The 21,887-nt window shown below is 61.7% G+C and carries 25 protein-coding genes; 9 read left to right on the top strand and 16 right to left on the bottom strand.

Features of this window, described 5'->3' with window-relative positions; all coding sequences use genetic code 11:
- Window position 1: 1 nt before the first annotated feature.
- Entirely contained in the window at window positions 2–799 is a 798-nt protein-coding gene (locus NKH93_RS30005; protein WP_352922170.1) for an N-acetylmuramidase family protein, read from the bottom strand.
- Between the two features lie 152 nt (window positions 800–951).
- Here NKH93_RS30005 and NKH93_RS30000 point away from each other — a divergent pair, with 152 nt between their 5' ends.
- The 5 genes from NKH93_RS30000 to NKH93_RS29980 all read left to right on the top strand — a co-directional run bounded on the left by NKH93_RS30000 (window position 952) and on the right by NKH93_RS29980 (window position 3,153).
- Entirely contained in the window at window positions 952–1,137 is a 186-nt protein-coding gene (locus tag NKH93_RS30000) for a hypothetical protein (protein WP_352474196.1), read from the top strand.
- 133 nt (window positions 1,138–1,270) lie between these two features.
- Entirely contained in the window at window positions 1,271–1,453 is a 183-nt protein-coding gene (locus NKH93_RS29995) for a hypothetical protein (protein WP_352491000.1), read from the top strand.
- 178 nt (window positions 1,454–1,631) lie between these two features.
- A complete protein-coding gene (locus NKH93_RS29990) occupies window positions 1,632–1,799 on the top strand; it encodes a hypothetical protein (RefSeq protein WP_352922172.1) in 168 nt (55 codons plus the stop codon).
- A gap of 153 nt (window positions 1,800–1,952) precedes the next feature.
- Complete coding sequence (locus NKH93_RS29985) at window positions 1,953–2,126, top strand: hypothetical protein (RefSeq protein WP_352452704.1); 174 nt, start codon at window positions 1,953–1,955, stop codon at window positions 2,124–2,126.
- 562 nt (window positions 2,127–2,688) lie between these two features.
- A complete protein-coding gene (locus NKH93_RS29980; protein WP_352501167.1) occupies window positions 2,689–3,153 on the top strand; it encodes an acyltransferase in 465 nt (154 codons plus the stop codon).
- On the opposite strand, the gene NKH93_RS29975 is transcribed toward NKH93_RS29980, so the two are convergent.
- The 7 genes from NKH93_RS29975 to NKH93_RS29945 form a co-directional block, all read right to left on the bottom strand.
- A complete protein-coding gene (locus NKH93_RS29975) occupies window positions 3,142–3,855 on the bottom strand; it encodes a class I SAM-dependent methyltransferase (protein ID WP_352819314.1) in 714 nt (237 codons plus the stop codon). The two genes, NKH93_RS29980 and NKH93_RS29975, sit on opposite strands and share 12 nt — an antisense overlap.
- Before the next feature lie 185 nt (window positions 3,856–4,040).
- Window positions 4,041–7,244, bottom strand: coding sequence for an SGNH/GDSL hydrolase family protein (locus NKH93_RS29970; RefSeq protein ID WP_352922176.1), 3,204 nt, complete (start codon window positions 7,242–7,244; stop codon window positions 4,041–4,043).
- Window positions 7,245–7,400: 156 nt separating this feature from the next.
- The gene (locus NKH93_RS29965; protein ID WP_352541126.1) at window positions 7,401–7,751 is read right to left on the bottom strand and encodes a hypothetical protein; all 351 of its coding nucleotides are present in this window, start codon (window positions 7,749–7,751) and stop codon (window positions 7,401–7,403) included.
- A gap of 1,113 nt (window positions 7,752–8,864) precedes the next feature.
- Window positions 8,865–9,227 carry a hypothetical protein gene (locus NKH93_RS29960; protein WP_352874774.1) on the bottom strand — a complete coding sequence of 121 codons (363 nt, stop codon included), beginning with the start codon at window positions 9,225–9,227 and terminating at the stop codon, window positions 8,865–8,867.
- Between the two features lie 165 nt (window positions 9,228–9,392).
- A complete protein-coding gene (locus NKH93_RS29955) occupies window positions 9,393–9,689 on the bottom strand; it encodes a hypothetical protein (RefSeq protein ID WP_352472061.1) in 297 nt (98 codons plus the stop codon).
- A 3-nt stretch (window positions 9,690–9,692) separates the two neighbouring features.
- Window positions 9,693–11,420, bottom strand: coding sequence for a hypothetical protein (locus NKH93_RS29950; RefSeq protein WP_352922178.1), 1,728 nt, complete (start codon window positions 11,418–11,420; stop codon window positions 9,693–9,695).
- Window positions 11,421–11,604: 184 nt separating this feature from the next.
- The gene (locus NKH93_RS29945) at window positions 11,605–11,976 is read right to left on the bottom strand and encodes a hypothetical protein (protein WP_352974706.1); all 372 of its coding nucleotides are present in this window, start codon (window positions 11,974–11,976) and stop codon (window positions 11,605–11,607) included.
- 80 nt (window positions 11,977–12,056) lie between these two features.
- On the opposite strand from NKH93_RS29945, the gene NKH93_RS29940 reads away from it, so the two are divergent.
- Window positions 12,057–12,323: a hypothetical protein gene (locus tag NKH93_RS29940; RefSeq protein ID WP_352974702.1), complete on the top strand. Its 267-nt coding sequence runs from the start codon at window positions 12,057–12,059 to the stop codon at window positions 12,321–12,323.
- On the opposite strand, the gene NKH93_RS29935 is transcribed toward NKH93_RS29940, so the two are convergent.
- The 8 genes from NKH93_RS29935 to NKH93_RS29900 form a co-directional block, all read right to left on the bottom strand.
- A complete protein-coding gene (locus tag NKH93_RS29935; protein WP_352922183.1) occupies window positions 12,317–12,808 on the bottom strand; it encodes a hypothetical protein in 492 nt (163 codons plus the stop codon). The genes NKH93_RS29940 and NKH93_RS29935 overlap by 7 nt on opposite strands.
- Before the next feature lie 2 nt (window positions 12,809–12,810).
- Window positions 12,811–13,479 (bottom strand): hypothetical protein, encoded by a 669-nt coding sequence (locus NKH93_RS29930; protein ID WP_352922186.1) that lies wholly within the window; start codon window positions 13,477–13,479, stop codon window positions 12,811–12,813.
- 205 nt (window positions 13,480–13,684) lie between these two features.
- Window positions 13,685–16,138 (bottom strand): phage tail protein, encoded by a 2,454-nt coding sequence (locus NKH93_RS29925; RefSeq protein WP_352922189.1) that lies wholly within the window; start codon window positions 16,136–16,138, stop codon window positions 13,685–13,687.
- Window positions 16,135–16,737, bottom strand: coding sequence for a phage connector family protein (locus NKH93_RS29920; protein ID WP_352922192.1), 603 nt, complete (start codon window positions 16,735–16,737; stop codon window positions 16,135–16,137). Before NKH93_RS29920 ends, NKH93_RS29925 begins: the two co-directional genes overlap by 4 nt.
- A 284-nt stretch (window positions 16,738–17,021) precedes the next feature.
- Window positions 17,022–17,267 (bottom strand): hypothetical protein, encoded by a 246-nt coding sequence (locus tag NKH93_RS29915; protein WP_352750282.1) that lies wholly within the window; start codon window positions 17,265–17,267, stop codon window positions 17,022–17,024.
- Window positions 17,268–17,477: 210 nt separating this feature from the next.
- A complete protein-coding gene (locus NKH93_RS29910) occupies window positions 17,478–18,467 on the bottom strand; it encodes a Coat protein (RefSeq protein WP_352770671.1) in 990 nt (329 codons plus the stop codon).
- A gap of 23 nt (window positions 18,468–18,490) precedes the next feature.
- On the bottom strand, window positions 18,491–19,399 hold the full coding sequence (locus NKH93_RS29905) for a hypothetical protein (RefSeq protein WP_352780654.1): 909 nt from the start codon (window positions 19,397–19,399) through the stop codon (window positions 18,491–18,493).
- A 217-nt stretch (window positions 19,400–19,616) separates the two neighbouring features.
- A complete protein-coding gene (locus tag NKH93_RS29900) occupies window positions 19,617–20,189 on the bottom strand; it encodes a hypothetical protein (RefSeq protein WP_352770668.1) in 573 nt (190 codons plus the stop codon).
- Between the two features lie 120 nt (window positions 20,190–20,309).
- Between NKH93_RS29900 and NKH93_RS29895 the strand changes: the two genes are divergently transcribed.
- From NKH93_RS29895 to NKH93_RS29885, 3 genes are all read left to right on the top strand, one after another.
- Complete coding sequence (locus tag NKH93_RS29895; RefSeq protein WP_352638347.1) at window positions 20,310–20,498, top strand: type II toxin-antitoxin system HicA family toxin; 189 nt, start codon at window positions 20,310–20,312, stop codon at window positions 20,496–20,498.
- A 4-nt stretch (window positions 20,499–20,502) separates the two neighbouring features.
- Window positions 20,503–20,904 (top strand): type II toxin-antitoxin system HicB family antitoxin, encoded by a 402-nt coding sequence (locus NKH93_RS29890; RefSeq protein WP_352541138.1) that lies wholly within the window; start codon window positions 20,503–20,505, stop codon window positions 20,902–20,904.
- 195 nt (window positions 20,905–21,099) lie between these two features.
- Window positions 21,100–21,417, top strand: a complete 318-nt coding sequence (locus NKH93_RS29885) for a YMGG-like glycine zipper-containing protein (protein WP_292654509.1) — start codon at window positions 21,100–21,102, stop codon at window positions 21,415–21,417.
- Window positions 21,418–21,887 lie beyond the last annotated feature (470 nt).

The raw sequence follows: 21,887 nt of genomic DNA, 5'->3' as shown, positions 1-21,887 counted from the left end.
GTCATTTCCTTCCGAATAGCTTGAGGATGGCTGATAATTTGAGGATGGCGGCGATCAGCGCTGCCCAGAAGCCGGGCTTGGCGACAGCCACGGGAGGTACAGAGGGCGTAGCGGTCGCTTGGGGAACGGCAATTGGCTTAGCGGGCTCTGGCGGGACTGCAGGGGTGACCGCCGATGACACCGGACCGGCAGACGGCCAGGGCGTGTCCTTGATGCGCGACCATTTGCGATAGGCCTCGGCAAGCCTGGTATCGTAGGCGTTCTTGCGATAGCCGGCGCCGTTGTAGCCCTTGGCGAATGCCGACCAGTCATGATTGCGCAGATTGTCGTCGAGCCGCTTCTCGACGATGAAATCGATCGCCGCGCCGAGCTGCAGCGCCTCGTCCGCCATCATCGCCTCGGCCATCGCCTGCACGGTAAGGAAGCCTGCCGCCATGAAATTCTCGCCGAGAACCTGGCCCAAGCCCCACGAAGCGGATTTGAGCGCCGCGGTTTCGTCGATCGCACAAGCTGCTCTGAGCCGTGGGTAGCTATCCCTGGGATAGGGCTTTGCGCCCCACTTCGGATAGGCGAGGCCGGCGGCTACCGCTTGTGCCCGCTTGGCACCCGACAGGTTGCGGTAGAAGACGTGCGGTTCGAACAAGATGACCGGCCGGCCAACGGCGTCGAAGCCGTGCCCGCTGGTTTCAACATCGAGGAACGCGTGCATCTCGTCCTCGCCGACGCCGATCCGGGCGCCGAGTTTCGGCAAGTCTATATCATCGAGGCGCCTGGCGGCGCCCCTGAACGTCATGTCCATGGGCAGTCCTTTCCGCCCTTGCGGGCAAGGTTTTGAGGTTGAAAAAGCAGATGCGCGGCGGCAAAGCAGAATTTGGCGGCAGCCCGCGCCGATGTGGCAAGCAAGGTTGATGTTTTCGACCCGCCGTGTGAAATGGCCGCGGGATGGTGCACATGTCTGATGATGAACAAACCGCTGCGGCACGCTGGTCGGTGAAGTCCGAGCTCCGCGCCGTCGCTCGCGACAAGCCGTTGCTCGCGGTGCTGGCGGCGATCCTCTGTCTCTATTGTGCGTTTATCGCCGGACCGATCGTCTATGCGGTGCTGGCCATCAACGGCATTGCGGATTTCTTCAAATGAAGCCGGTTCCGGCGATATCGCTGCGGTCAGGCGCGCTGCGTTTTCGGCCCCGAAATTGCTCGGGCTGAATGAAATTGCCTAGCCGGGATGAAACTGTTCCCGTCTATCGTTCGTAGCTTTAGCGGGAGGACACGTGACGATAAGAATCAGGCTTCCGGGCGGCACCTTGAAGATCAAGAAAAGGAGCGAGCTGCGGCGCCGCGAGCAGAACCGCGAGGTGCCGGTTTGGCAGGTCGGCAATTACTTCGTCATCTGGTGGCCGAGCGGCGTGTCCGATCGCCCATCCTCGCCCAGAAAATCCTCGCCCAGGAAATAGCCCGCGCACCCGACGATCCCGACTGGCACTGGCGCCCCCGTGCGGGATCGGGAACCGCCGCGTGCGCCCAAACCTCAAGACCGCTCGACTAGTCCCAGAAATAGTCAGCGGGCAGGCATTGACTCTTCCGCAGCGGAAGGTCTCTGATGCTGCATTGCACAATGGGGTGGCGGAATCGATGGCGGTGCGTATCAGGATGCCTGGCGGCACACTGAAGGTGAAGGTGTACCGCGAATTGCGCGACCGCGAACGCGCCCGCCGCATACCCGTCTTCAAGATCGGCCGGATCTATTTCACCTGGTGGTCGAACCGCCAGCGCCTGATTGATGATCAGTCGCCAGGATGAAGCTCCTTCGGCCGGCCCTGCCCGCCTGGCACCGCGAAGCCTCCGCAGCTCGCAAAATAAGTTGATGATCCTGCTGTTGACTCTTCCGCAACGGAAGGTCTCTACTTACCGCATTGCACACAATTGCTGCGTTGCACAACGGGAGTTGAACCGATGGCAGTGCGTATCAGGTTGCCTGGCGGCACTCTGAAGATGAAGACCTATCGTGAGTTGCGGGCCAGGGAACGCGACCGCCGCGTGCCTGTGATGAAGATGGGCTCGCTGTATTTTGTCTGGTGGTCGAAAAGCCAGGACCCTCACCAGAAGCCGCAGGACAGCAGACGGTAGCCCGCCGGCGCGGTGGGTCTGCGTCGGCGATGAACCCTGACAATTCCGAAATACCGCCCAGTTGTAGGATTTCTGGTCGGCCTGCTGTGCCATTGTTGGTGCGCACAGCATCCCGAGCGGCCCTCGCAGAGCAATTCTTCTGACGTCTTTTCGGCGATTTAAAACGGCGTCCAGACTGGCGGCCGCGGGCGTTTTGCAAGCTTGCAAACCGCCGCCGCTTGTCGCAATAGCTAGGCCGTGAGGAGTCGCATGGATGATGGAGACTGACCTGCTTATTGCGAACAGCCAACTTCGGCGTCGGTTCAGTTAGCCGAAGGGCAACTAATCCCACCCATAATCCCTGATACTGACCTCGAAGACGCGGCGCCGGCATTCTTCGAAGGGGTACACCAACATTGGAAGCATTTCAGATTCTTTGAGCAATCGCAGCCTTTCGCTGAGAGGTTGTCCAAGCCGCACTTCGACCGTAACTGATATGCCATTCGTTCCATCATTCCTCTACCGCCTAGCCGGCATCAACTCCGGTCCCGCGACGAAGCTAAGTTTGCGGAGCGTCCGCAGTTTGCGGCGAGGCAAGCATGCGATCGGCGAAGAATGCATCATCAACGGCGTCTTTTCCTTCGATCGCGCTGATGCAAAGATCACCGTGGGAAAAAGATCCTATATCGGCAAGAGCCACCTCGTCGCGGCTGAGAGGATCGAAATCGGGGATGACGTGATCATTAGTTGGGGTACCACAGTCGTCGATCACAACTCACACGCGACGGGTTGGCAAGACCGCAAGGAAGATATCGCCGACTGGCATCAGAGAAAAAAGGACTGGTCAAAGATCACCATTGCGCCAGTGAAGATTGAAGACAGCGTCTTTATCGGCTTCAACGTCATCATTCTCAAGGGCGTAACGATCGGCAAGGGATCGGTCGTTGGTGCGGGGTCTGTCGTCACAAAAGACGTGCCGCCCTTTAGTATGGTTGGCGGTAATCCTGCAAAGCAAATCGGCGGCGCTGCCGCTAGATCAGCGACTTAAGCACAGAGCTCCGGCCATGTAGGCCATGCTGCGCATCGCCATCTTGGGTGCAAACCTGAGAAATTCGGTCCGCAGTCTGTGTTTTACCCATCCTTTTTTTTCGCCAGCCAGGTGCTGTTCATAGGCGAGGTCGTGCGCAAAAACCTTTAGCCGTTCGACCTTCAGCCCGGACGTTTTGAGAAGGTTTTCAAACGTTTGGGTTGTGTAGAAGTTGATATGCCCATACGGCCCTGACATCCGAATGGCCTTGCTGAGATCTCGCGTATGCTCCAAAGGCACTTCGATATACAGCTTCTTGCAGACCCGAGCCGCCTCCCTGAGAAACATCCGTTCGTGTTCGACGTGTTCGACGACGTGAATGGCAAGCCCGAGATCGAACGACTTGTCGGGATGAGGGATGTGATAGCCGTCGAATACGTCGATGCTGGCCAGTTTGGCGATTTTTCTTGCCTTGATAGCCTCGACGCCGCTCTTCGAAATCTCGACGGCGCCAAGCTTCTTACCGAGCCCCTTCCTGTTCAGCTTATCCAGCACCGCACCTTCGCCCGCCCCGATGTCAAGAATCCTGTCGAAGAACTGGCCTTGAATGATCGCTTCGATGTGCCCGACCGACTGGTTCGAAGCTATGTCCCGTTTTGCGGCTACTTTTCCATCGGCGTAATAGTCATCATAGATGTCGATGATGCTGCCGGCATGCGCCATGGGACAATCCTCCAAGGATAGCCCCCGCCGACCTCATCCTGCCATTGCCTGCGAACGGCGTCCAGCGTCGACTACGGCGCCGCCTGCCCAGACCTCAATGAGACCCTCAATGTCGCCGTCAGGAACCGGGATTTCACGGCTGCGTGCCGATTTCGCCCTTGTGCTGAATAGCAGATGGCATTGGGCTATCCCCGCTCCGCAACTTGTTCGATGAAGCGCAGCGCATTGCCGTCATGGCCGGCATCGTTGAAATGCAACCCCTCTTGGTAGTTCCCAGAGTTGATGTAATCGAAGCCGTCGATCGGGATGGTCAGCACGTTCCGGGACCTGTAGGTCTGTCGGATTGCGCCGAGAGCGGCGTCATAAGTTCGGCCGCCGGTGTAGCTTGCATCCCATGCCGCCGAAGGCCGCGTCGGCGGCATGACAAGGATACGCGGTGCAGCGGCCGCTTCCAGCGCGTTGATGATTGTTGCGATGTTTGCCGATATCGTGGCTGGCGGCGTGCCAAAGCTGTCATTGATGCCGAGCGCCAGGATGGGCACGATCTTGCCGCCGGCGTAGCCGCATTGAGCGGCGGCCGATGTAAGACGCGCAGTGTTGAATGACGAGAAGGCATAGCTGCCGTGTGCCGCGCGCAAGGTGCGCAGGCGCGGACGCGAGCCGGCCGCCTTGACGCCAAGCCTGATGAGCCCGGTAATCTCGACAGGACCGCCGACAGCCGTAAGAGTGTAATTGCCGCTTGCCGCCTGCGCGGTGAGCGACGGCCCCGAATATCGGTCAAGCGCCAGGGCGCCGGCGCAATTGACGGTTTTATAGGCCGCGCCGCCGTCGAAGGCAAAGGCAAGTGAGCCCTGGGCTGCGTCCTGGGTGTAGTGGACGTCGACCTGTTCATAGGCGCCGGTGAACGACAGGGTCGCGCCGGCCGCTAGGATGATGCTCTCGCCGATCGGCCCGCGCGACCCTGTCGACACGCTGCCGGCGACAGTGACGCCATAGAAGGTCGGAACGTAGGTAGAGCTTGGCCGCAAAGCAGTCATGCCCGGTTCATCGTCGGCAATGCCGATATTGGCAAAGCGGGTAACCAGGTTGAACCAGTGTTTCGGCCCGTCGCTGGCAAGTGCCCAAAGGCCGATGCTATCGGCGATCAGGCAGAACACATCGTTGTTGGCAATATGTTCGGCCATCTTCGCGCGAAAGCCGTCATAAAGATTTTGCAGCGACGGCTGGCGCGGAATGAAGAAGCGCTTACCGTTGACGGCCGGCTTGCCAGGTCCCCAAAAACCGTCGCCAGATGCAGGAATGGCCGTCAAAGCGAAATTCCCAGGCGGCACATAGGGATTAGGATGAGCGGCGGTCGCCGACGCAAACAGCGCGGTCGCATCAACGACGCCATTCGGATCTGCGCCAGCCAGCAGATTCATGCCGTCATTACCGCCGCCCCGGGTCAAGGCGCGGTCGGCATCGGCGAGCAGACCGGTTTTGATCGTAAAGCGAAGCTCATATCGATGCTGGGCGGACGATGCTACGGTCGCGCCAAGCGACAGTGCGCCTGCCTTGATCCATGCCGGGATGCCTTGCGGGTTGACGCTGTTTTGAAACTTGTAGGCGCCGCCGCTGATCGCCGGATATTTGCCGGCTGGGATTGGGATACCCAGCGGAATATGGGCGACCCCGTTGATCAGCGTCACCGCATATGTGCTTAGGACGTTGACCACCAACCCGCCGAGATAGTCCACTACATGAATGAGCGCAGCGCCGGCGCCAGCGCCAGCGCCAACTTCGACCGCTGTAATATAGCCGTCGGCCGGCGCTGGCGTCTGCATGATGACGCTGTAGCTGCCCGGAACGTCCGACCCGGTGTTGACCAGCGCCGGCCAGCCGATTTCCTGGCTAATGCCGACAGCGGAGACGAGACCGTTTGCCGTGGAATAGGCAGCGCGCGCCTTGACGGCGACTTCGCCGGTGAAGGTCGCCTTCCACTGCGGGCCATTTGCCGCGCCTATGGTCTTGGCAGTATGCGAGGTCGGTACCACCGCTGTGAACCACTCGACTCCACCGTTCGGAATTGCCCCGGCAGTATAGTACCAGCTGCCAACTCCAGTGCGCTGGACGCCCATGACGCTCCCGGCCGGCTTCAGAATCGCGAGTCCCGAAACAACTGACGACGGGCCGGCTGGAACGGATATCGTTTGCTCGGAAACAAGGCTAAGCGTCCCGTCGCCCTCGAGGTGGGCGAAGACAATATGGGCTGTCCCTGGCACGGCGCCGAATCCAAGCTCCAAGGTCGAGAGATATTCATCGGCCGCAGACACCGATCCAGGCCAGAAATAGACGCTGTCGTTGGTAATCAGCGTGCCGCCGACAGAACCAGTGATCGGAACCGGCCCAATCGCCCGCGAGCTGATCAGGGCAATTTCCGCCGGTGACGCACGAATACCCGTATCGACGGCAATCGGGCCTGTCCCGACGCTGTGAAGCCCCACAATGCCGGCGCTGACCTCCGTCCAGAAATACTCGCCGACATCGACATTCCTGCCCAGCACCGCCGCTGCGGCGGCGCCGGCGAGCCCTGCCGACGCCGCAAAACTGAACGTCGGCGCCACTGTGTAGGAGCCCGGCGCCGTGATCAGTATCTGCGTCAGCGCCCCGCCCGCCACCACGAAGCGGCCGGCGGCGCCCGAACCGGTCCCGCCGGTAAACGCCAGGTCGAACGTGCCGTTGGCGCCGCCGGAGCCTGGCGTGATCGCACCGTTGCCGGCGACGCCGAAGCCGATTGCCGCCGCAGTCGTCGGGAAAATGCCCTTGCCGTAGAGCGAAGCGTCGCGTGCAGCCTGAGCGCTGATGACGGCGGCCGCGGCCGCGACGGCATCGGAATTGGTGGCAGCCCGGTCGGCTGTGGTTTGTCCGGCATTCGCGGCGGAAGCGGCGGCACTGTCGGATGCCTGGCCGGCGCTGGCTGCGGCAGCATCCTTCAGCGCCTGGGTTTCATCGCGCAGCGCTTCGACCTCTTCGACCACATCGGCGATGTCGGGCGGAACGGATGCGGCGATGGTGATGGCATCGGCGCCGATGGCCGGCTCGTCGGCCGTGAACTCGAACACGCGGTCGGCGTTGACCGACCCGACCTGGGTGTGAACGGTCGTGCCCTTCTGCAGGGTGCGCGTAGAACGGGCGTCGGCGGCGCGGAACCAGTCGCCTTCGCTCGCCGTGTAGATGCCGTTCTGCGTCGGGTCGGCCTGGTCCTTGACCAGCACGCGGTCGCCGATTTCGGTCGGCACGCCGTCGATGGCCTGCAGGCCGTGCAGGAGGATGTCGGCCGTGGTTGCGAGGCGCACGGGTTCGCGTTCGCCGGTCAGGAGACGAACGGCGGCAGTTGCAGGTCGGGACATGAGGGCTTGCTCCATAAAAAAAGCCCCGCATAAGCGAGGCTGGAAGGGGGTTCGGTGCTGTCGGTGGGAGACTTAAGCTACGCGGCCGGACACCGCGCTATCCGGCGCAGCCGGCGATTTACATTTTCCGGACGGAGAGCGGCAACGCGGTCGAGACTACAGCAGCCCGCCAATGAGCCTTCTTGTGCCCCTCATGGCCGCCAGCCCGCAGGCCATGCCGGCGCAGTCGGCGACCCAGTCGAGGATATCCATATCGCGCGCGATCAGCTGCACGCCCTGAAGCAGCTCGATCGCCGCGCCGGTAATGGCAAGGAGCACGACCAGCCTCGTCTTGTGTTCCGGCCAGCCGAGGCTTCCAAGCGCCGCCAGCACCGCGAACGCCGCGGCGTGGTTGAGCTTGTCGTGCTGGAAGGTGAAGCCCATGTCCAACTCCTGCAGGAAGCGCACCGGCGAAAGCGCGAGCAGGAGGACGCCGGCCAAGGTGAGCAGAAAAACGATCCTTGCCATGGTCGAAAAAGAGTCCGTGCGCAACAGGTCAATCCTTCATCTGAAACAGGAGGCGATCCAGGAGGCACCGCCAAACTGACCGCTCGGCGGTTAGCAGGCCATAAGCCAGGATCGTGACCACAATCAGACCGCCGGCACGTTGCGTGCCTGGTCGCCATTTCCGGCGTGCGCACTCACCAGTGATTGCGCCAGTGCTGATCCGGTCGAACCGAGTGCCGGGCTTGCATCCGCGACGAGCCACGGAGCACGCCAGTACATCACTTCGGGAGCAACGAAAGCACGTTCTCGTCAAGGAACTGACGGCGCTTGCCGACAAGCGGCAGCCGATCACTCTCGAAGTTCCGGCAACACCCTTTCGTCGAGAAATTTGAGACGGCTATCCAACATTTCGGCGTTGGCTGGGCTAGGCGGCACGTTGACCGGGATTAGATCTGCCACCGAGTCCCCCGTCGCGCAGCTTCGACCCACTCTTCCATGGCGCCGATATATCCATCCAGCGCCTCGTATGGAGTCTTGGCGTCTACCGCCGGCAGATATGTCGGGGGCACATCGCCGACGATTACCCATATCCATGGGTCAACTTCCGGCCTGCCCGGAACAATCTCGAAGAGAAAAATATAGGTTATGCCGTCGGCCCCGTATCCAAGGTATTCCCCCTTGATGTCTGAAACCCAATCATAGAAATCAAGATATTTTCAGGGCTTCCAGACGTGCAGCATCAAGCTCTTCATCGCCTGTGCTTTTGTCAGTCGACGGCAAGCGGGTGACGCTGGTCAAGTCGGGTTTGACGTCGCTATAATTTCTCTCGACCACTTGTGTTCCCTTTCATTTCTTGCTTGAGCCATCTTCTTCTTGCCCAGCGAGCATAGTCTCCTGCATCGCCATGGTGTTTAATATGATCTGCTCTCGCACGATGCGTGATGTTTGAGAGGTGATCTGCCCCCCGTCGGCCAGCGCTTTCTCGTGAGACACATCCATATTCCGGCCCGTGGGCTGATTGGTCCTTGCCAGAACGCTCCGTGCGAAGTGACGCCCCGGTTTCTTGCACCGCTGTCGGCTCCGCCGCTCAGCGTCGCAATCACCCATGTCAACCGTTACAATTGGAAGTCGAAACTAACTCCGCTCCGATTCTGGGTGTTCGTCGAGGGTTTTGCCTCGCCTCCATGGCGAGGTTTTTGTCTCGCGCCAAGCATACCAGCCGTAAGGTAAATCAGCCAACTGCATAATAGTCTTGTCTTTTTCAACCATATTTTTCAGGCTTATGATCATAATATCGCTTTCATCGAAATCTTCGGATTCATCCGCGTGAAACTGCCATGATCCGTCATCATCATCATGCACGACGCGAGCAACCCACCTACCATTGCGTATAGCTTTCCTGTTTACAAAAACAGCTACGTTCTGGGGGTCTTCAAACTTCCATTTAGTCATCACAGCGCCTATTTGTTCCACTTTCTCTGTTTCGAATTCTTGCAACCATCCTTGCATTGGTGTAACTATTCGATCCGGGAGTCTTTGTCGGATCAACTGGAATAAGCGGATCGATGTGATCAAACTGTGATTCGTTGGCGGAGGAGTAACACCTTTTTTTACTTTCACCGGGTCAAAGCAGAGTAAACTCCGCTACCATTCAGAATGTGTTTAGGTGATTTTGTCGCGCTTCCATGGCGAAGACTTTGTATCGCGCCACGCACGCCAGCCTAACGGCAAATCCGCCAACTGTGCAACAGTTCCATCAAGCTCGACCACCTCGACCAAGGCCACTAAAATTAGGTCATCTTGATCAACTTCAGCTTCATTTCCGTAGAATTGCCACGACTCATTATCGTCGCCGTCATCATCATGTGACACATACGCAATCCAGCCGCCCCCCCTAAATATCTTCCGAGTCGAAATAACGGCTGTGTTTTTTGGGTTTTCGAACTTCCATTCGGTCATATGTCACCTATTTGTTCGATTTTCTATATTCTCAAACCCAGCCGTAAGACGAAGATTTTTATAGCTATTTGATCCTGACGATTTTGTCTTGTCAGCGGGATTAACCGGATCTATGTGACCGATATGAGCTTCGTTTTTTGGAGGAGTTACGCCTCTTTTGCTTTTCTTTGCTGGAATTATTTCTATACCACTCTCATCCGATCTCAAAATTCCATCATTCACCCTTTTATTTTCCTCGAAAATAGCTATCCTCTGCTTCTTTGTTGGATCCTTGCCGGACGCAACGTTGGGAGGATCTTCCAAATGCGTATAGGGCCTCCTTATTTCTCGGGCCTTGCCGGTCGAGATCGGAATCTCTTCTGCATTGACAGAAACCGGGGGAGCCCCACTATCCAGTACGATATCAGGTTTAGCATTCGCAGAACGCCCGGCAAGCCTTGCCAACACCTGGCTGCCAACTGCACTGAGCCCTTCGGCAAGGACATTGCCGCCCGCCCCCCAAAGCGCGCCGTTGGCAATTCCCCAGGGGACGCTCTGTCCTGTGTTGAAGGCGTATGCCCCGCCATAAGTGCCACCCGCCACACCCCCGACGCCAGTTCGGGCAGCAAGACCGATCAAGCCGTTCTCTGCCGCCGCGCCAACGCTTGCCCGGCCCAGCAAACCGAACAAACTCTCCGCCAGGCCATATCCGCTTAAGCCGGTGCCGAGGGCTTCCGCCGCCCAACCGGCCGAACCGGCCCGGTCCTCGGCGTCCTCGGTCTTGGCCTGTTCATCTTCGAGGAGGTTCTGGTAGTTTCCTCCGGACCAAGCGGAGTCCAGCCCGGCGGAGATCGCATCCGCACCGCCGGCGGCCGCGCCCTTAGCCGTGAGGCGGCCGACATCCGAGAACGCCAAGCCGAATTGCTGTAGCCACGGCATGGTGCTGTACTGGGCTTGGGCCGGATGTTCCCCGATCCACGCCAGCCTGTTCTTGAGCACTGCAACCTGGGCTTCCAACGACTCTGGCGCGACGTTCGGATCTTGGGCGGCCTTGGCTCGCCACTGGGCTTCCGCCGCCACAGAAATCTGTTGGGTTGTCGCCTTGCGGGCATCAGGATCGCGAACCGCCAGGACGATCGAACTCAACTTGGCAAGGCGCTTTTCGAACGGCACGCCTTGGTCGATGTATTTCGCCGCCTGCTGGCCAGCTACAGCCCAGGGCATTGGCAGTATTCGGTCGAAGCCCAACTCCTGCTGAGCAGCGACGGCCCAGGTGACGGCAGCCTTATAATCCTCAGGAGCTGTGATCTTATCCCAGTCCGGAGCATGGTTCGGGAACAGTTGGCCGACGTAACCGGCGGGATCGGCGCGCCTGGCACCCAGCACCAATTGCGCGGCGCCGGCCCTTATCTCATATTGCTCCCGCTCTTCCGGCGAGCCGTAGGGGCCGGGTTCAAAATCCCGAATCTGGGCGTGTATCGCCTGGTTCGGGACGGGTCGCATGTCGAAAACCGCGCGGCCGATATCAGCCGTTATGTCGAAGGCTTGGAGACGCTTGCCGCCATCTTCGGCGCCGTACACGGCAGTGAAGTCTTCGGCACCCGGTGTCTTGCCAGAATAGCTGCCGGTATTGGCAATGGCAGCCGGCGCGTTCTGCAAGGCGATGTCGATGTTCGTGCGCGCATCGACCAGGCTTGCCACAGTCGCTACCTGCGCCTTCTGGCCGAGACCCTGAACCGTGTCCGGCGACAAGTCGGCAATCCAGGGTCCTGCGGCAGCCCAAGCCGTATTTCCGACGGGCCCCACGGAACCCGTGCGGATAGGTGTTTCGTCGGACGGAAGGCCACCTACGGGCGCTTCGCGCGTCGCCAGCACGCTGGACCCACTCGCCCGAGGCCCACTCACAGCCTCGACGGTATCGTCCTTGGTCCTGCCGTCAGTCGCTCCCGACCGCCCCACCCAGCACCTCCGCGGCACCCTTCGGGTCCTTGGCGATCATCGCCTGGGCGAGCGCCTTTGCCGTGTTGGCGCGCCAGGCGGCCTCGGCGGCCTGCCGGGCCACCGGGTTGCCCATCTTGCCGATCAGCTCGAGCCCGCTCTGCCTGATGGCATCGAATGTTTCTGTGTCGTCCGGGTCGCTTTGCGCGATGGCGCTGGTATAGCCGTCCTCGACCTTGCTCCACTCGGCCTGCTCATAATTCTGGCGCCGCGCGTGCTGCTGCGCCGCCATGCGTGCCGAGCCGGCGAGCCGCAGAGCCTGCTTTTGGGCGAGGAAATTGGCGCGTTCGCCCTCCGGCACTTTCGCCACGGTGTCGTCGAAGATCTGGTCGAACAGGCCGGCTTGACGACGCCGTCGCTGCGCGGATCGAGCTGGCCATACATGAAGTCGTGCAGGCCGCCGCCGTCGGCCGGCGCGGTCTGCACCGCCACGGCCTCGGCATGCGCTATGCGTGCGTTCAGCTCGCGGCCGATAATGTCGGCATCGAAAGCGTCCTGCTGCTGCTTCTGTTGCTTGAAGCGCTCGGCAATCGCCGAGAGCTCGTCGCCAAAGCCTTGCATGGCGGCGCCCACCGGCGAGCCGCTGGGATAGGAGGCCACAGTGCCGGTATCGAGGCGGCGCTGGGCAAGCTGGAGCGGGATGGTGGCCATCAGTAGAGGCCTCCACCCGGCGCCGGCGGGAAGGCGCTTCTGCCGAACGTCACCGCCTTGGCCGGGTCGTAGAGGCCGGAGATGCCCGACACGAGGTTGCCGCCGGCCTTGAAGATCGAGGCGCCGACCGCCTGCCTGCCGGAAAAGCGCGCGATCGCCGCTTGCGTGGCGAGACCGTTCTGGCGCAGCTGCGAGCCGTACTGGATCGCCTTGAGGTCGAGCTGGCCCTGCCTCGCATTGGCCGCCAGCACCTCGGTCGGCGAACCAGAAATAGCGACGCCCGAAGCGCCGGCCTGGGCACGCGCCTGCGCCTGCAGCAGATCCTGCTTGTGGCGCTCCTGGCCCTGCTCGAAGGCCGAGCTTTGGGCGTCGGCCCGCGCCTGCTGTTCATAGGCTTTGGCCTGGTACTCGGCCATCTGCTTGGACTGCTGGCCTTCCGCCAGCGCGCCGCCGACCGAAAGCGCCGTACCGATAAGAGCTAGTGTGCACATGGTCAGCCTCGTTCGCCGGCGGGAATGAATTTGCTTTTGATGCCGTCGACCGGCGCACCGATCGAAGGCCGCCGGTCGAGCACGCCGCCCGGGCTGAGGAAGGACAAAAGCAGTCGGTCGGCCTGGATCGCCGGCCGGCTGAGACGCGATGGCGCGGCGGCGCGCGGGCCGGCCATGGCAGTGCGCCGGATGGTGGTCAGGTTGACTCTGACCCCGGCAGCGCCGTCGGCATCGAACATGCCGTTGGCGATGATGGCGCGGCTCAAGGCATCGGCCGCGAACAGTTCCTGGCGCAGCTGTTCGATCAGCCAGTGGATCGTGCGCCAGCGCTCGCCGAGCGCCTCGGCGTTTGTCCTGACCTCGTCGCCCGGCGCGGGCGTGGCGGCGACGGCTTCGGCGGGGGGTTCGTCCAGGGGGGCGCCAATGCGGCGCTCGTCCGCGTCCTCGATGGTTTTCTCGATCAGCGCGATTTCAGCGTTGCAGTCGTCCAATGCGGCACGCGCCGCCGTCAAATTGCCGGCGCCGAAGATCGCGTCAAACTTTTCCGTTTCCAGCTCGCCCTTGCGGGCGATCGCATCGTTGAGGTCGGTGTCGAGCAAGGCGCGGATGGCAGCGAAATCGGCAGCCGTCCGCGCCCAGCCGAGGTCTTCGGCATGGGGGAGTTGAGTCACGGGTGGGTTCCTTGGTTGGGGAAGCGATGGAAGACGGAGCGGGTGATCTCCCCCCTCGAGGGGGAGATGGCCGGTAGGCCAGAGGGGGTCGTCTCGCGTGGAGCTCCAACCCCCTCAGTTTGCGATAGGAGGCCGCGTCAGGACGAACCGACCCCTCTGTCGCCTTCGGCGACATCTCCCCCTCGAGGGGGGAGATCAGCAGTTTCTAAGGCTCGGCGTCGAACACCGGTGTCATCGCCCTGATCGTGCAGGGCGTTGGATTGACGTGGCGGATCTTCACCCGCCCCTGCCCTTCCCAGCTATCGTCGATCGGCACCTCGACATTGCCGGTGAACAATTTCGCCATGCCGTCGGGTGCAACCACAGACGGAATGCGAACCTGCTCCCAGCGGCCGCGGATGAACGACTGGACCTGAAGCCCGGTTGTGTCGGTTTCCAGCAGCGAAAGAATGAGCTTGGCCACCTTCTTGCGCCGCCCGACGATCGATCCGTCGCGACCGCCGACGTCGAGCTCCAGCGTGTTGGCTTCGGACTGGTAGCCGAGCCCGACCTGCCATTTGGCTGCCTTAGCCCCACCGGGCAGCGAGACCGCGCCAGCGGCCACAGCAAGGCCCTTGTAGACCTTGCCATCGGCCAGGACGTCGGCTGTTTCTCCGTTGAGATGATCAAGCCCCGAGACCGTGCCCACAGCGACGCCGCCATAGGTCAGGCCGCAGTCGACTTCGAATGCATCGCCGATCCCGCCATACTCAAACGGCGCGGTCTTGATTTCGATATAGCGCCTGGTCACGCCGCCGATCGTGCGCTTGACGATCAGCCAGAGATCGTCGTTGCCGTCCTGGCCGGGCGTCACCACGGCGCTTTCGACAACGGCCCAGTTCGATCCTGCGAAGCTTCCGGCGATCTGGTGGATGTGCATGCCGCGAACGTCCTGCGACGGCTGGTGCGTGTAGCCGCCGAGTTCGCCATCCCCGAGCGGGAACCAGAGCAGCGGATCGGGGTCGGTCTGGAAGGCGAGTTCGACGACGCCTTTCTTGGGAATGTGCTCCGATATCTGACCGACATCGTCGGAGGTGAAGCGGCCGGTGGCGTTTTGCGTCAGCTCGGCGATCGATTTCCGCGAGCGGGTGACATAGAGGAACGACTGCCCCGCATCGACGGGACGCAGCGGGGCACAACCGAAAGTCCGCGACCGGCGGTTCTTGAACGAGGACGGCGTCAGCGCCTCGTCGATGCCGGAACCCGACAGCGCCCTCACCCCGCCAAGCGTCCCGATGATCAGCGCGCCGTCCGATTCCGCCACCCACGTAATGTCGTTGGCCTGGCCGCCACCTGCCTGCACGAATTCCAGCGCGTCGGTGTCTTTCTCACCGGTGGCGAAGTTGTCGAAATCGCCGGTTTGCGAGGCATAGACCGAGAATTTTCGGCTGAACGCCAGGCGCTCCTCGTAAAGCGAACCGCTCTGGACATACTTGCCGGGCACGAACGTGCCGAGACGCCAGCGAATGATCGGGCTGAGATCGGGCAGAGCATGCCCGTACAACTGGACCGTGACCACCGTCGTGCTGGTCCGGGCAACGACCTTGGCCCAGCGCCAGAAGCCATCCGCGCCAAGCAGACGAATAGCGCGGCCGATATCGCTGGTCTGGAAGCCGATGCCGTCGTTGATGCCGACGATCGAGGAGGCCGAGAGATCGAACGGCGTTTGCGACGGCGCGTATTCGTGCAGGGCCAGTTCGGCGATAGCGGTTCCATCGCTGCCGCCACCTGAAAACAGTAGCTGATAATATTCGTAGGCAACCGTGTTGTTGAAGCCGTCGAAGAAGCGGGTTTCCGACTTGGACCAGCCGGTCTCTCCGTCGCGGCTGTCGAGCGTCGTCCAGTCGGTGCCGTTGTGCGAGGCCTGGAATTGCCACTGGGTCGGCGATGCAGTGTCAGAGTGATCATTCGTGGCGGTAATCCAGTAGGCGTCGACCGTCTTGGCCCCGCCGCCGAACTGGTAGCGCAGATACCCGCTCGGAAAGCCCGCTATGTTCTCCCCCTTCTGCTTGTCGCCATCGAACACCTGCCACACGTCGGATGAGCCGTTGCTGTTGCTGACCGTGCCGCTTGGCAGCGTATTCGAGGCCATGACCGGCATGGCGTTGCCGGTTGCGGCCGGCGTTAGCGTCGTGGCCGTGGTGTTGATCTTGTCGTAAGGGCCGTCGAGAAAGACGAAATCGGCCAGCGTCCAGGTCGTGTGCGCGGTGCGCGTCAGCACTTTGACCGGATGATCCTTGTGGGTGATCCACATCTGGTCTGCCGACTGGACGAATTGCAGGTCGAACAGATCGGGCTCGGGATAAGGCGAAACGACTTCGACCGTGCCGACACGCGCGCCATAGGCGTAGACGCGGATGTAACGATCGCCGAATTCGAGCGCATAGGCCTGGTCGGCCGAGAAGATGAACGGGATCAGCCGTGTCGCCTTTGACGGAGCCTTCACCTGGGCGCAAAAATACGTGCCGCCGCGCTTCCTGATGCCGCCATGCGGCAGCGTGACGAAATTCATGCATTTGGACAGCGCCGCCCGGTAAAGATCGAGCGAGGCGCGAGCATGCAAGCGGGGAGAAATCTCGCCGCGGATGAAAGCATCTTGGACCGGATAGAGCGTGGTCATCGGCCGACGCCCCGGCTGTCGCCGCGCTGGAAAGCCCAGGACGTCGTCGAAAATCTGCCGCCGCGCTGGATGGCATTGGCTGAATAGGCGGCGTCCAGCGCCCTGTCATAGGCGCTGCGTGCGACGTCGATCATGCTGGCCTTGTGGGTCAACGGATGCGCGATCTTGATGGCGAGCGCCGCCACCAGCACTTCGGTGAACAGCGCGTCCCAGTCGTTGGGGTCGGTCAGGTTGGCGACATAGCGGATGATGCGCGGCCCGGCCTGATCGGAATAGACCAACCCGGCCTCCTGCCGCCATGAGAGCGGCACGCCGTCCGGCTCGCCGCTATGGGTCAGCGGCAAGGGCCGCAGGCAATCGGCGGGAAGCTCATAGGCGAAGTTCAGCGTGCCAGCGCCGCTGCCGGTGTCGAAGCCGGCGACCGAGGCCGCCAGGATGGCGAAGACAAAGGCGTGCTTGGTCAATTCGGCCTCGCGGGTCAGGTCAAAATGCAGATTGAGCAGGCGCGCCGGCTTGGCGTCCTGGTCGAGGCTGTCGATCGGCGCCTCGTCGAGCACGGCGAGCGCCATGTTGGCGATGTAGAGCGGGGTGATGGCCATGGCTCAGGCCTCTGTCTGTATGGTTGGTCGGAGAAAACGGGGCATGGTGCCTCCACGGCAAAAAGCCGCTTCGAAGCGGCTGGGGATTTTTTGTGATTTGTGGCTTGGGCAGAACGTTGCACGTCTCGTGCATAGAGCGTCACAACGCCAACCGCCCCGTCAGGACACGGGTGGCAGGCGCTGCGTGATCCGTCTCTTTTCCGGTCGAAGCAAGGAAGCAATGCTTCGGCTATTGCGGTTCACGACACCGCCGCGCAACGCGGCGATGTCTTGCCTGAATTGTGTCAGCCGATGCATGCGCCGGTCGAGATCCCTGTTTCAGCTGACTTGGCAAAGACGCTTGCTTTCACCCTTCCGGCACCTCCCGCCAAAGCCAAGCCCCTGTCCAGGGCGTCCTGAAGACTTGGCGTGTAGTAGGCGGTGTCTTCCAGGCCGCTGAAGAAGTTTATGCGATGAACTTCCCCCTTCTTACTCATGACAATGCCCGCTTTTCGGAGCACTTCCTGAACTGTTTTGTACTTCATGTTCATGGTGACCTCCCTTACCAAGACAAGGCAGCATCGCCCTTTCTTGTAACTGTTTGGTGCCGTCGATTGGCCAAAGGGCAACATGAATGTTGTAGCGAACGCCAAAATTCACATCACTCCGACGCAGCGCAGCGGGTGAACTTGCGGGTCGCCACGGTGGCCGACCTGGCGTCCAGAAGGGGCGGGACGTCTGATGCCCGCCCCTTCGCCCGATCAGGCCTCGGTCGTCTTCAGCGCGATGAACGTCATGTGCTTGACGCTCGACGCCGTGCGGTCCCAGTTTGCCGCGAGTGCCAGCTCGGCATCGGTGGCGAATTCGCCGGCCGAGGACGCGTCGAGAAAGCGGGTGCCCGGCACATGCGGCACGAAATGCCGGCGGCCGACCATTTCGGTGACACCACCGCCATGGCCCTGCCGCGGCTTGCGGTCGAACTCGAGCGGCCCGCCTTCGGTGTTGACCGGCAGCTCGTTCCACAGGATCGCCTTGTCCTTGAACATGAACGCCGTGTAGACGCCGCCGGCAACCGGAATGTCGTCGTCGACGACGGCCCTGAGCCCCATGTAATAGGGGATCAGCGGCCCGCCCTGCTCGGACGACGGCACATAGTCGATGAGGTCGGCGAGCTTCAGCGCCTTCATCTGTTTCGAATGCATCCAGATCGTCTTGAACTTGTCGGCGCGGTCGCCCATCAGATAGGCGGCCTCGATGATGTCGGTGTCGACGATGGAGGCGCCGGTGACGCGCACCAGGTCACTGCCGTCATTGGCGATGTTGTCGGCCAGCACGCCTTTCAGTATGCCCAGCAGCGTCAGCTTGTTGGCGCGCTGCCAGTAGTCGGTCTGGCGGCGCACGATAAGCTTCTGCGGATCGTCGCCGGCAAGGATCGAGGTCAGATCCGGGATGCCCCAGGCCTGCGCACGCACATTGCGGGCCGCGACTTCGCGGCGCGCGCCGATCTTCTTCATCTCGATCGAGTCGGCCGGGTCGTCGTTGACCGGCTCGGACGGATCGTTGCCGAGGTCCTTCCAGCCGGGCATGTCGACGGAACGTCCGCCCAGGCTGAGCTTCGAGGCGATCGACGGGTCGGAAAACAGGATCCCGGCCTGGTAAATCTCCAGCGACTGGACGTGCTCCTCGAACGAGTATTGCGCATAGACGGACGGAACGATCGCGTCCGCGATACGGGTATAGACGTCTGCCATTTTTGTCTTCCTTCAGGTTTGGGTTAAAGAGGATTGTTGGGCATCCACAGGTCGGGATTTTCGCCGGCCTCGCGTGCCAGCCGCCGGGCGCGGGCGGGGTCGCTTTTGACGAGCGCCGAGATGCCAGTCAGGTTGCGCTCGCCGGCGGCATTGCGCTTGAAGGGATTGCCTCCGCTCAAGGCAGCATTGCCGTCGATCGTGTCTTCGCGGAACATCGCCTCGCCGATGGCGTGGAACGCCTTGGCGATCTGCGGGTCGGTCAAGGCGCCGTCCGGCAGAAGGATACCCTTCGCCTTGTAGGCATTGACCAGTCCGAGCTTTTTCATCGCCCGGTTGGCGACCTCGAGCTTCTGGCGAAAGCCATCGCTGCCGGTCGGTCCCCAATCCCTGACGAGGTCGTCATGCGTCGTCTCGACCGAGCGGGCAAGGGCGATCTGCTGTGCCTTGGCCTGCTCGGCCATGTAGCCGACGAAGCGGTCGTGATAGGCCTGTGCGACCTTCGGGGTAGCACCTGCCTCGACCGCCCAGGCCTTGGACGCGTTGGCGAGCTCGTCCGAATAGGCGAAGTTTTCGGGGAGCCCGTCGGGGCGCCGGTACTCGACCTTGTCGGGCGAGGTCAGCGGACGCATCGCCTCGGGCAGCCGGGCATGGAACCTGTCCCAGTCTTCCCCAGGTGCGTCCGCGGCCGGAACGCGCAGGCTCTCGCCCTGCTGCCGCTCCAGCTCCGCATAGGAGGCGAAGACCCGATCGAGGCTTTCAGGCTTGGTCCAGCCCTTGGTTTCGGCGAGCTTGCGGTTGCCTTCGGAAAGACCGTCAAACCAGCTTGTGGCCGTGGGCGGGGCGGACCCGTTTTCGCCGTTGGCCGGTGGCCGTGCAAGGTTGCCCGCCGGTGGCGCCGCCACCACGGACCCGGCGTCTGCCAGATCTGTCATGAGAAGATTCCTTTTGTTACAGAATTAAGGGCCGGTGATGAGAGCAGTGGCGGCGAAGCTTGGTATCTCCCACCTCGAGGGGGAGATGGCCGGCAGGCCAGAGGGGGTAGCCGCGCGTGGAGCGCCGACCTCATCTGTCGCCGGGCGTCGCGCCCGTCGAACCGACCCCCTCTGTCGCCTTCGGCAACATCTCCCCCTCAAGGGGGGAGATTAGCGCCTACGCATTATCGCCCCAGTTCTCCCAGAGCAGCGTGATGGTGCCCGACACCGCCATCGTGCCGTCGGCGTCGATATCGGTGCCGGTCGCAAACGCCAGGTTGAGATAGAGGTCGACCGGCGTCGCGGTGCCGTCGAGCGTCAAGGCTGCGGCAACATCGGCAATCGATGCGCTCGACGGCGCGGCACCCGCGCCATCCAGCGTACGGCCGGTCGCGCCCAGCACATTGACCATGGTGCCGGCAAGCACCGCGCTCGATGCTGCCGTCGAGCCGAGCGACCAGGTCAGCGCGGCATTGTCGTTGATGGTCGACGCGCGGGTAGTCAGCACCGCGAACTGCAGCCGGGCCGTACCGCCCCTGATGCGGATCTTGCCATCGATGAAATCGAACAGCTTCTGGCTGGCATAGGCCAGTGCATCGGTGACCGGCACCGGCATGGCATTGAAGGAGAAGACGGTGCGGTAGGCGCCGCCCTGTCCGGTCGTCCTGGCGGTGAGCCCCGCCCTGGGCGGGGCAAGGCCGGCTTCTCTGGCGGCGGCACGCGAAAGCGTCCGGGCAAGACCTCGGGTCATTTGATTTCTCCATTTTTGGGATTTTTCGGGGATTGAAAAAGGCAGCGATTGGACCGCCGCACGCAAACTGCGGCAAATCCTCATGGACATTTGGATCAGTTATGTGTATTTATACACAACATGAAGGGCGCCGATGTCATCCACAGGCTGTTGGCGGATGGCTGGTACGAAGTGGCTCGAAAAGGAAGTCACGCCCAGTTCAAGCACAAATCCAAGCCGGGCCGGGTGACAGTTCCGCATCCCAAGCGCGACATCCCGATCGGCACTCTCAAGAGTATTGAAAAACAATCCGGCGTGAAGCTGAGGTAGAGAAATGCGGAACTATATCGGATTGATCCACAAGCAAGCGGACAGCGACTTCGGCGTCTCCTTTCCCGATTTTCCGGGCCTGGTGACAGCCGGCGTCAACCTGGATGATGCCCGTGCCATGGCCGGGGAAGCACTGGCCTTTCATGTCGAGGGGCTGGTCGAGGATGGCGAGGCCATTCCCGAGCCGTCATCCCTGGAGGAAGTGATGTCGGACAAGGACAATCTGAGCGGTGTCGCCATCCTGGTTCCCTTGAAAGCTGAAGCTGCGAAGGTCGTGCGTGTCAACGTCACCATTCCGGAAGATGTCCTCGATCAGATTGACCGATATGCGGAGCGCCACGGCTACAGCCGATCCGGATTTCTGGCCGCTGCGGCGAAAAAGGTAATGCAGATCGAGGCAGCGTAGCGCTCTCGAAGGCGCGACTGGAGATGAAGCTCTTTGGGTCTTGTTCGGTTACTTTCTTTGCGGATCAGGCCGTCAGACAAAAACAACCATGTCTTATTTCGTGAGGCACGGTGCCTATGTTCCGCCGCAAATGCGACCGTACTTGGCAAAATCAGCCTGCGAATTAGTTCATAGACTTCAAGGGAGTATCAGACGATGACCATGTCCAGAGCCATTGCCGCCATGTTCGTAACCGCCGCGCTGGCAGGCTGCGCGCAGACCGAAGCACAGCAGAGAACCAGCACCGGTGCGCTGCTCGGCGCCGGCGCCGGCGCGCTTGCCGGCCAGGCGATCGGCGGCAACACCAAGAGCACGGTCATCGGTGCCGGAGCCGGCGCCTTGCTGGGCGCCGTCGTCGGCAACGCCACCACGCCGCAGCCGCGCAGCGAACAGCTTTGCCGCTATCAGGATCGCACCAGCGGCCGCATCTACACCGCCCCCTGCGACGACCGGTATTATAACGGCGATTATTGAGCGTAGCCCCTTCTCCCCGTTTTACGGAGAGGAGGTCCCGGTAGGGGGATGAGGGGCAGCGCAAACTTCTGAAATGCCGGCACCGCCCCTCACCTGCCTGCCGGCATCGCTCTCCCCGTAGAACGGGGAGAGGGGCGCAGCGTCAACCTCGCGCATCCGTTTCCCTGACGATTTGGTCCTTCCCCTGATTAGAGGTCAGCGCTATCGTCCAGGGCTACCCACGGGGGCGGGCAATGCGGACTATTGCAACATTGAGGCCGGCGATCCTGCGCCTCATAATCCTTTTGTCGCTTTGCTTGTTTGCAATGGAGATAGTGTGCTGAAGGTTCTGCAAAAAGTTTTGGAGAGAGAACGGCGCCTGCTCTGAGGGCGAGCGGCCATGGCACGGTGGTGACGTTGCGATCACCGATTCCCGTGGAAGGGGAAGTGCCATGACCAATCGAGACGTTAGACTGAGCAGAGGCGAGTTG

The sequence above is a fragment of the Mesorhizobium sp. M0954 genome, from assembly GCF_040319155.1.
Lineage (GTDB): Bacteria > Pseudomonadota > Alphaproteobacteria > Rhizobiales > Rhizobiaceae > Mesorhizobium.
This window is presented reverse-complemented; position numbering and strand designations above follow the sequence as displayed.